This is a genomic window from Halorientalis pallida (genome assembly GCF_049605515.1).
Taxonomy (GTDB): Archaea; Halobacteriota; Halobacteria; order Halobacteriales; family Haloarculaceae; genus Halorientalis; species Halorientalis pallida_A.
Genome location: NZ_CP187158.1, coordinates 1,156,468 through 1,165,498 on the forward strand (window position 1 = coordinate 1,156,468; position 9,031 = coordinate 1,165,498).

Annotated in this window: 11 protein-coding genes; 8 read left to right on the plus strand and 3 right to left on the minus strand. The window is 66.9% G+C overall.

What is annotated here, in order from left to right; all coding sequences use genetic code 11:
- Nucleotides 1-11: 11 nt before the first annotated feature.
- Nucleotides 12-188, minus strand: a complete 177-nt coding sequence (locus tag ACOZ4N_RS07665) for a hypothetical protein (protein ID WP_424019339.1) — start codon at nt 186-188, stop codon at nt 12-14.
- Between the two features lie 189 nt (nt 189-377).
- Between ACOZ4N_RS07665 and ACOZ4N_RS07670 the strand changes: the two genes are divergently transcribed.
- The 7 genes from ACOZ4N_RS07670 (at nt 378) to ACOZ4N_RS07700 (ending at nt 7,237) form a co-directional block, all read left to right on the plus strand.
- Entirely contained in the window at nt 378-1,238 is an 861-nt protein-coding gene (locus ACOZ4N_RS07670) for an SDR family oxidoreductase (protein ID WP_424019340.1), read from the plus strand.
- A complete protein-coding gene (locus ACOZ4N_RS07675) occupies nt 1,231-2,259 on the plus strand; it encodes a patatin-like phospholipase family protein (RefSeq protein ID WP_424019341.1) in 1,029 nt (342 codons plus the stop codon). The genes ACOZ4N_RS07670 and ACOZ4N_RS07675 overlap by 8 nt, the downstream gene beginning before the upstream one ends.
- A gap of 63 nt (nt 2,260-2,322) precedes the next feature.
- Nucleotides 2,323-3,753, plus strand: coding sequence for a dihydrolipoyl dehydrogenase (locus tag ACOZ4N_RS07680; protein WP_424019342.1), 1,431 nt, complete (start codon nt 2,323-2,325; stop codon nt 3,751-3,753).
- A gap of 85 nt (nt 3,754-3,838) precedes the next feature.
- Nucleotides 3,839-4,195: a DsrE family protein gene (locus ACOZ4N_RS07685; RefSeq protein WP_424019343.1), complete on the plus strand. Its 357-nt coding sequence runs from the start codon at nt 3,839-3,841 to the stop codon at nt 4,193-4,195.
- A 111-nt stretch (nt 4,196-4,306) separates the two neighbouring features.
- Nucleotides 4,307-5,371, plus strand: coding sequence for a DUF3179 domain-containing protein (locus ACOZ4N_RS07690; protein ID WP_424019344.1), 1,065 nt, complete (start codon nt 4,307-4,309; stop codon nt 5,369-5,371).
- Nucleotides 5,358-5,954, plus strand: coding sequence for a hypothetical protein (locus ACOZ4N_RS07695; RefSeq protein ID WP_424019345.1), 597 nt, complete (start codon nt 5,358-5,360; stop codon nt 5,952-5,954). The genes ACOZ4N_RS07690 and ACOZ4N_RS07695 overlap by 14 nt, the downstream gene beginning before the upstream one ends.
- A 71-nt stretch (nt 5,955-6,025) precedes the next feature.
- A complete protein-coding gene (locus ACOZ4N_RS07700; protein WP_424019346.1) occupies nt 6,026-7,237 on the plus strand; it encodes an MFS transporter in 1,212 nt (403 codons plus the stop codon).
- A 203-nt stretch (nt 7,238-7,440) separates the two neighbouring features.
- On the opposite strand, the gene ACOZ4N_RS07705 is transcribed toward ACOZ4N_RS07700, so the two are convergent.
- Nucleotides 7,441-7,818: a putative zinc-binding protein gene (locus ACOZ4N_RS07705; RefSeq protein ID WP_424019347.1), complete on the minus strand. Its 378-nt coding sequence runs from the start codon at nt 7,816-7,818 to the stop codon at nt 7,441-7,443.
- 70 nt (nt 7,819-7,888) lie between these two features.
- Nucleotides 7,889-8,560, minus strand: coding sequence for a ferredoxin Fer (gene fer, locus ACOZ4N_RS07710; RefSeq protein ID WP_424019348.1), 672 nt, complete (start codon nt 8,558-8,560; stop codon nt 7,889-7,891).
- A gap of 153 nt (nt 8,561-8,713) precedes the next feature.
- Here fer and ACOZ4N_RS07715 point away from each other — a divergent pair, with 153 nt between their 5' ends.
- Complete coding sequence (locus ACOZ4N_RS07715) at nt 8,714-9,025, plus strand: hypothetical protein (protein ID WP_424019349.1); 312 nt, start codon at nt 8,714-8,716, stop codon at nt 9,023-9,025.
- Nucleotides 9,026-9,031 lie beyond the last annotated feature (6 nt).

The following is a 9,031-nucleotide window of genomic DNA, read 5'->3' on the forward strand; positions in this document are numbered from 1 at the left end:
AACGGAATCGGCTACTGCCAGTCGCCGAGGTCGAGGATCAGGTCCGCTTCGACCCACTCCTCGGGACGGTCGACGTGATAGACTATTCCACCGCTGTCGGTGGAAACGTAGCTGTACTGGTCGTACGACGCGGTCGCGGGTCCGGTCGTGGGGAGTCCGTCCCCGGGGTCGGCGGTGTTCGTTGGCATCGTGGGTGTCGTGCTGGCGTCGCCAGCCCGTGTAGGGAAGTTACGTTTGGTAACTCATAGGCGTTCTCGAACCCCTGGCTCACCTGGTTACCCACCGGTAACTCGGTTCGTCGCCCCGGTCGTCCAGTCGGAGTTACGCTGACGTGAGGTGCAGTTAACCGTCAGGGAGCCGTTCCTTCGGACGAGTCCATGACTGGAGATTTCGATCTGAGCGCGCCCGAACTGACCCGTGAGGACCTGCTCGTCCTGGAAGATCCGTATTTCGGTCCGGGGACGGTTGCCATCGTGACCGGCGCGGCCTCGGGCATCGGCCGCGCGACGGCGGTCGGACTGGCGGCCAACGACCTCACCGTCGTCGGTGCCGATATCGACGCCGAGGGGCTGGACGAGACCGAATCGATCGCCGCCGACCTCGACGTGTCGGGGACGATCCACGGTATCGAGACGGACCTGACCGACGACGGCGACGTGGAGGCCGTCGTCGAGGCGGCCGCCGACGAGGGCGACCTGCGGTTCGTCGCCAACATCGCCGGGATGCAACACATCGCGGGCATCCACGAGTTCCCGATGGAGAAGTACGATCTGCTGACCGACATCATGCTGCGCTCCCCGTTCAAGATGGCACAGGCGGCGATGCCACACATCCGGGAGACCGACGATGGAGTCGGTGCCATCGCCAACATGTCCTCGGTCCACGGCCACTACGCGACCAAGGACAAGCCCGCCTACATCACCGCCAAGCACGGCATCACGGGCCTCACTCGGGCCATCGCCGCCGAAGGCGACGGGAGCCTGCGCGGCTACTCCGTCAGCGTCGGGTACGTCCTGACCCCGCTGATGGTCGACCAGATCGCGGACACGGCCGCGGAACGTGGCATCTCCGAGCAGGAAGTCGTCGAGGACGTGATGCTCGGCCAGGCCCGCACCAAGGAGATGATGACGCCCGCCGAGGTCGCGAATCTGTTCACCTTCGGGTTCTCCAGTCACGCCAGCCACCTCAACGGCGCGGACCTGTTGTTCGACGGCGGCTACACCCACACGTATGAGTGAGTCAGCGGAGCGCGACGAGCGAGACGGACCGCGAGTCGTCCCCGACGGCGGCGCTGGCGACGACGAACTGACCAACGTCGCCATCGCCTGCCAGGGCGGCGGGAGCCACACCGCGTTCACCGCGGGCGTCCTCCAGCACCTCCTGGAGGTGTGGGACGAGGACGAATACGAACTGGTCGGCATCAGCGGCACCTCCGGCGGCGCGTACAACGCGCTGGCGGCCTGGTACGGCATCGTCACCGGCGACCACGGGAAGGCCATCGACACCCTCGACGCCATCTGGGACGACCTGGCCACCGACGGCTGGGCCGACCGGATGATGAACCAGTGGGTGACCGGGATGTCCCGCCTCGAAAGTAGCGGGCTCCCGATCCCGTCGGTCAGTCCGTATCAGATTCCCGGCCCAGAGGTCGGCAAGGAGCGGATCACCGAGACGCTGGAACGGCACATCGACTTCGAGTCCATCCCGGACTTCTGTGGCCGGGAATCGCCGGAACTCGTGGTCGGGACCGTCGACGTGAACGGCGGCCACTTCGAGACGTTCACGAACGAAGACGTGACACCAGAGGCTGTGCTGGCCTCGGCGGCCGTCCCGAACTTCTTCGAGGCCGTCGAGATTCACGGCCACTACCACTGGGACGGCCTGTTCTCCCAGAATCCGCCGATCAATGCCCTCATGTCGGTCCCTCCGGAGCGCAAACCCGACGAACTCTGGATCGTCCAGATCAACCCCCAGGAGTTCGAGGGCGAACCCGACACGCTCGACGTGATCGCGGACCGGCGCAACGAGCTGTCGGGGAACATCTCGCTCAATCAGGAACTACACTTCATCGAGCGCGTCAACGACTGGATCGACGACGGCTACCTCCCCGAATCGGAGTTCTCACGCACTGAGATTCACCGGATCGAGATGGGCGAGCGGTTCCACTGCTCGACGAAAGTCGACCGCGACAGGGACTTTCTGAACGAACTGATGGAACTCGGCCACGAGCAGGCGGCCCAGTTTCTCGACGAGAAGTGACCGCCCGGCGGTGAGTCCCACGTAACTGGGCCGTTGAATAGTGTCCAGCCACACCGATTGGCCATGGACGAATACGACTTTCTCGTCGTCGGATCGGGTTCCGGCCTCGAAGTCGCCAACGTCGCGGCAAGACAGGGCCAATCGGTCGCCGTCATCGAGAAGGGGCCGCTCGGCGGTACCTGTCTGAATCGCGGCTGTATCCCCTCGAAACACCTGCTGTACCACGCAGACGTACTCGAGACGATCCAGCGCGCCGACGAGTTCGGCATCGAGGCGACCGTCGAGGACGTGGCCTTCGCCGACATCGTCGGGAAAGTCAACGAGGAGGTCGGCGAGGACGCCGCGGGAATCCGACGCGGACTGGAATCCTCGTCCCAGCACGACCTCTACCAGGGGGAGGGACGGTTCGTCGACGACCGGGCCGTCGAAATCGTCGGCGGTGAGGACGACGGGGCACGACTCAAGGCCGAGACGGTTCTGATCGCGGCGGGAACCCGACCTGCGATTCCGGACATCGACGGTATCGAGGACGTGCCCTACCTGACGAGTACCGAAGCCCTCCAGCTCGAAGACCCGCCGGAGCATCTCGTAATCGTCGGGGGCGGCTACATCGCGGCCGAACTCGCGCACTTCTTCGGGACCTTCGGCAGCGACGTGACCATCGTGGGTCGGCGGCCAAACCTGCTCCCGCAGGCCGACACCGAGGTCGCCGCGGCGTTCACCGATATGTACGCGGATCGGTTCACCCTCCACACCGGCCACGCGGCGACGGCCGTCTCGGCCGACGACGGGACGATAACGGTCGAAGCACGGCCGTACGAGTACGGTGACGACGGCGGCCTCGTCGCGGACGCCGACGGCGTGACGGTCACCGGCGACGAGTTGCTGGTGGCGGCCGGGCGGACGCCGAACACGGACACACTGCGTCTGGACCGGACGGCCATCGAGACCGACGCGCAGGGATTCGTCGAGACCGACGAGTACCTGCGGACGACCGTCGACGGCGTCTGGGCGCTCGGCGACATCGCGGGCGAGTACCTGCTGAAACACAGCGCCAATCACGAGGCCCGCGCCGTCGCGCGGAACCTGTTCGGGAGCGACCTCGAACCGGTCGACTACACCGCGATGCCGTTCGCCGTGTTCGCCTCGCCCGAGGTCGCCGGCGTCGGCGCGCGGGAGCGAGAACTCCAAGAGGCGGGTCGCGAGTACGCGACCAACACCTACCAGTTCGCGGACACCGCCCGCGGCGACGCGATGAACGCCACCGGCTTCGTGAAAGCCATCATCGATCCGGAGGGCGAGATTCTGGGCTGTCACATCGTCGGCCCCGATGCGTCGACGCTGATCCAGGAGGTCGTCGTGGCGATGAAAGCCGGGACCGGAACGGTCCGCGACATCCGGGAGTCGATCCACGTCCACCCCGCGCTCCCCGAGGTCGTCCAGCGCGCGTTCTCTGGGCAGTTCAGCCGCGGAGACAGCCACCAGCACCACTGAGGCCCCCGGCGGTGACACGGATGTCAGCGGGTTACCCGAACGTTCGGGTACGATTTAGTAACTCGGTACGGTATCGTAATCCGCAATGGCAAACGCAGCAATCGTAATCCTCGCAGGGACGGAATCGCACGCGGACACCGGTCGGCTCGTGAACGGGCTCGAAGCCGCCAAAGAGTTCGAGGAGACCGAGGGCGACGAGGTGGAGGTCATCTTCGACGGTGCCGGGACGGAGTGGATTCCGGAACTCGAAGACGAGGACAGCGACTACCACGAACTGTACCGGGCCGTCAGCGACGACGCCGCAGTGTGTGACTTCTGTGCCGGCGCGTTCGGCGTCGACGACGCGGTAGACGACGCCGGCGTCGTCCGACTCGACGACCACGACGGCCACCCGAGCATCCGCTCGCTCGTCGACGACGACTACGAGATCATCACCTTCTGAGCGGCCCGCGGCGGCGCTGTAGCCGAGCGGATCGCCTCCCGGGTGTGCCGTTATGTACCAGTCCCGCACACTCGCTCAACCGTTAACCGGTCACCCCCCGTTATTTCGGTCATGCCCGCTTCGAGACGCGGATTCCTCGCCACAGTCGGACTCACTGCAGTCGCCGGCTGTCTCGGCGATTCGGCCTCGAAAACGCCCAGCGGTCCGCTCTCCTTACCGACCGCGGACGAGCGCTTGCCGCTACCAGCGTCACCGGCGCGGCTTCGGGATGCGGCCCGCTCGGGTGGCCCCTCGAAAGACGGGATCCCATCGATCGACGATCCGCGGTTCGTCGGGCCGTCCGAGGCGGACTTCCTCGCGGACGGTGACCCGGTGTTCGGCGTCGTCCGTGACGGCGTGGCGAAGGCCTACCCCCAGAAGATCCTCGCACAGCACGAGATCGTCAACGACACGCTCGCCGGCACCCCGGTCAGCGTCACATACTGTCCGCTCACCGGCACCGTCCAGGGGTTCGAGCGGGGGAACACGACGTTCGGTGTCTCCGGCCGTCTCATCAACAGCAACCTCGTCATGTACGACCGCCACACCGAGACGTGGTGGCCCCAGATGCTCGCCACGTCGATCCCGGGACCGTGGAACACCGACCCGGAGATCCGGTCGCTCCGGGAGTTCCGACTGCTCTGGACGACCTGGAAGCAGTGGCGCGACCACAACCCCGAGACACGGGTCCTCTCGACGAATACCGGGCACGCGAAAAACTACAGCCGTGATCCCTACGGCTCGTACAATCCGCGCAGGGGCTACTACGCGGACGACGACCTCCTGTTTCCGGCGCTGAACGGGAGCGACCGCTTCGGCCCCAAGCGAGTGGTCATGGGCTTGCGGACGCCCAGCGGTGCGGCCGCGTTCCCGAAAGACGCGCTCCGCTCGGCGGGCCAACTGCGCGGGAGTGTCGGCGAGACCCCGGTTCTCGCCGTCTACGACGACCGCTACGATACCGGCTACGGCTACCTGAACCCCGACGACCAGTCCTTCGAGCGGGACGGCAACCGACTGGTCGACGCGAGCGGTACCGCCCACGAGCCGGATGCACTGCCGCTCTCCCGCGTCCACACGTTCGATTCGATGTGGTTCGCGTGGGCGGGCTACTACCCCGAGACCGATGTCGCCGAGTGAGCGCCACCTCGCGAGCAGGGTCCGAACCGCGGTGTCGCGGACGCGGGCGGCCTCCGCACTGGTCTTCCGTCGACGCGATAGCCTCTCCGTGTTCGCCCTCGTCACCGGGCTCTATCTCCTCACGTACCTCTGGGCCATCGGTCATCTCGCGCCGGGCCTCGGTGGGTTCGATCTGCTGATCGTCGCCGACCCGCTCGGGAAGCTCCTGCGGCCGGAACTCGGTCCGTTCTCTTTCACGCCGGTCGCCCGAGTTGCCCTCGGTCCCGTGACCTACCTGTTCTCGCTGAACACTCTCGTCGGGCTCGGGCTCGCCGCGCTGGTCGGCCTGAACCTGGCGCTGACGTATCTGATCTGGCGACAGCCAGCGGCCTGTGGCATCGGTCGGTCGTCGACGGGATTGCTCGCGGGCGTGCCGGCACTGCTCTCGGGCACGGCCTGCTGTGGACCCGTCGTCCTGCTCGTGGTCGGCGTCCAGGCGTCGGGCGTCCTCCTGACGGGCTTCCAGTTGCTCCTCCCAGTGGCCGTGCTACTGTTGGTCGGGAGTCTCGTGCTGGTCGGGCGACGGGTGACCCTCGCGGAGTGACCCGGACTGCCGGTTGCGACTTACTCGAAGGTAACTGATACTTTTTGAGGGACGGAGTCGAACTACGTCCGATGGCCGCTCGCAAACGGAACGTTCTCGTCGTCATCGCGGTCGCCGAGTTGCTGACGATGTCGCTCTGGTTCAGCGCGACGGCGGTCGCGCCCGAACTGGCGGCGAGTTGGGATTTGACTCCGACGGAGACCACCTGGTTGACCAACGCGGTCCAGTTGGGGTTCGTCGCCGGAGCCTTGCTCTCCTCGTTTTTCACGCTGTCCGACGTGATCCGGCCGCGATATCTGTTCGCCGTCTCGGCCGTCGCCGGCGCGGTCTGTACCGCACTCATCGCGGGCGTCGTGACGAGCGCCCTGCCCGCGATCGGGCTCCGATTTCTCACCGGCGTCGCGCTGGCCGGCGTCTACCCGCCGGGCATGAAGATCCTCGCTGGCTGGTTCGAGGAGGGACGCGGGTTCGCGATCGGCCTCCTCATCGGCGCGTTGACCGTCGGCTCGGCGCTCCCGCACCTCTTTCGCGGCGTCGGCGGCGTCGGCGATCCGGAACTCGTCCTCTACGGCGCGGCGATCGTCGCGACCCTGGGCGGCCTGCTGGCGCTGTTCGTCGAGCCGGGACCACATCAGGCACCGGCAGCGCCGTTCGATCCCGGTGCGCTCGGCCGCATTCTCCGTGACCGCCCGACGATGCTGGCCAACGGTGGCTACTTCGGGCACATGTGGGAGCTGTACGCCGTCTGGACGTGGATCCCGACGTTCCTGGCGGCCAGTCTGGCGGCGTCCGGATCCGCCGGGCGTGGTGCCGGACTCGGATCGCTGCTGGCCTTCGCCACGATAGCCATCGGCGGTGTCGGTGCCGTACTCGCGGGCTCGGCTGCCGACCGCTGGGGTCGAACCAGCGTGACGAGCGTGAGTATGGCCGTCAGTGGCCTCTCGTGTCTCGCGGCTGGGTTCCTGTTCGGCGCTTCGCTGCTCGTCCTCGTCCCCTTCCTCCTGATCTGGGGGGTCGCCATCGTGGCCGATTCTGCCCAGTTCTCGGCGGCCGTGTCCGAACTCGCCGAGGAATCCTACGTCGGCACGGCGCTGACGCTCCAGACGGCCATCGGGTTCCTGCTCACCACGGTCTCGATTCAGGCAGTGCCGATGATCGCGGACATCGTCGGCTGGCAGTGGGCGTTCGCGCCGCTGGCTGTCGGCCCCGTCGTCGGCACCGCGTCGATGCTGACGCTCAGGGGGTCCTCGGCAGCGAGCCGACTCGCCGACGGGAACAGGTGAGTGTGAACCGTTCGCGACTCGGTGGTGTTGGTGCGATAGGTGCCCTGGCAGGGTGTTCGGGCGGGCAGTCCGACGGGGCTCCGAACGGGACCGGCACTGGAACGCCGCCGTCCCGCGGTACGCCCTGCCGGGGCCGACCGACTCGGTTGACCGAACGATCTCAGCGCAGCTGTCGAGGTGACTGCGACCCGGCTGGACAGCGATCAGGCCGAGGACAGCGCCGGAACCTCGTCGGCGAGTCGCTCGCGGAGTGCCGCGGCCTCGTCCGCGTCGTAGTCGGTGTGGTACTCCTTGGCGATGCCTTCGGCCGTGAGCTGGTAGTGCTCGTCCGGCCTGACGTCGTGGTTCGCCAGACAGTTCTTGGCACATTCGAGGGGACAGCCGTCGATGGCGACGATGGGGCGGTCGCTTTTCGCGGTCTCGACGAGGGGTGCCACGTCACCACCGACGCCGGCGATACAGGACATCTCGGCGAGTCGTTCCCTGTCGAGCCAGACGGCGAGGTCGTTGGCCAGTTGCGCGGCGCTGGAACACCCGGAACAGGCGTACACCAGCGGCAGGTCGTCGTAGTCGTCGGACATGGTCGACTCTCCTTCGGGCAGGGCGATAAGCGGTGTCCCGAACACGTCGGGATCGGGGCGACGGGACCGCTCAATCGGTCGTCGATGCGCCCTCGAACCGACTGGCGGGCAAGAGGAGTTCGTTGACGCCGGGGAGGTACTTGACGTTGAAGACGATCTTCGCGTCGTCGGAGACGGGCGAACTGATACAGGAGAGGCGGATGCCGCGGTCGAGCATCTCCTGGGGGAGGATGTGGTTGGTCGGTGTCGGCATCTCGCCCTCGACGACGGCGACGGCGCAGTTCGTACAGGCACCGCCACGGCAGGCGAAGGGCCAGGCGTGGCCGTCGTCCTCGGCGGCTTCGAGCAGCGACTGGTTGTCCTCGACCCGCAGTTCGCCGTAATCGTCGTCGTCGAGGTACGCACCGGCGGCCTTCTCGAAGAGGTCGTCGTCGGTGAGTTCCCAGCCGTGGTCGTCGAGGACTTCGTAGTTGAGGTACTCGACGCGGGCACCGTCCGGTTCGTGTGTCGTCTCGTCGGCGCTCGACGCCGACTGACCGGGCTGTGGGGGACCAGGCTCGGACTGCTCGTCGGGCTCCCATCCGTTCTCGATCTTCTCGTAGGCCTCCTTGACGCGCTGGAACTCGCGGGCGGACCCACCGCGGTCGGGGTGGGCCTCCTTTACCCGCCGACGGTACGCGTCGCGGATCGCCGCGTCGTCGGCGTCAGGGTCGATCCCGAGAACGTCGAATGGGGAGTCCACGCTTTCGCTACGGCTCTGTCGTATAAAGCCCCTCCTTCCGCAACAAGTTATTCCGGGTGGGGGACGTGGACATGCCCCACGAAGCTGGGTGGTGGGGCCCGGGACGGACCGGAATCCACAACGAATAGGTGGCACGCCGCCGGTGGACAGAGTATGAGCGAGACAGACGACAGCGAGTTCGCGAGGGAACTCGAAACGGCGTTCGTCGAGGAGTTCGAGGCCGACGAGGAGACGGCGGCGGCCGCCGCGGAGAAGGCGGCGGCCTTCCGCGAGGAGTACCACGAGGACCTCACGGTCGCGGAGGTGACCGACCGCCTGGCAGACGACAGCTACGAATCCTTCGAACACCGGTTCGACTACACCATCGGTACCCTCGCCGCCGCCGTCGAGGACTGCACCGACTCGCGAGCGTTCCGGCTCGCCGGCTTCGGCGACATGGCGGCAGACCCCGAACAGGGCGCTTGATCGCGG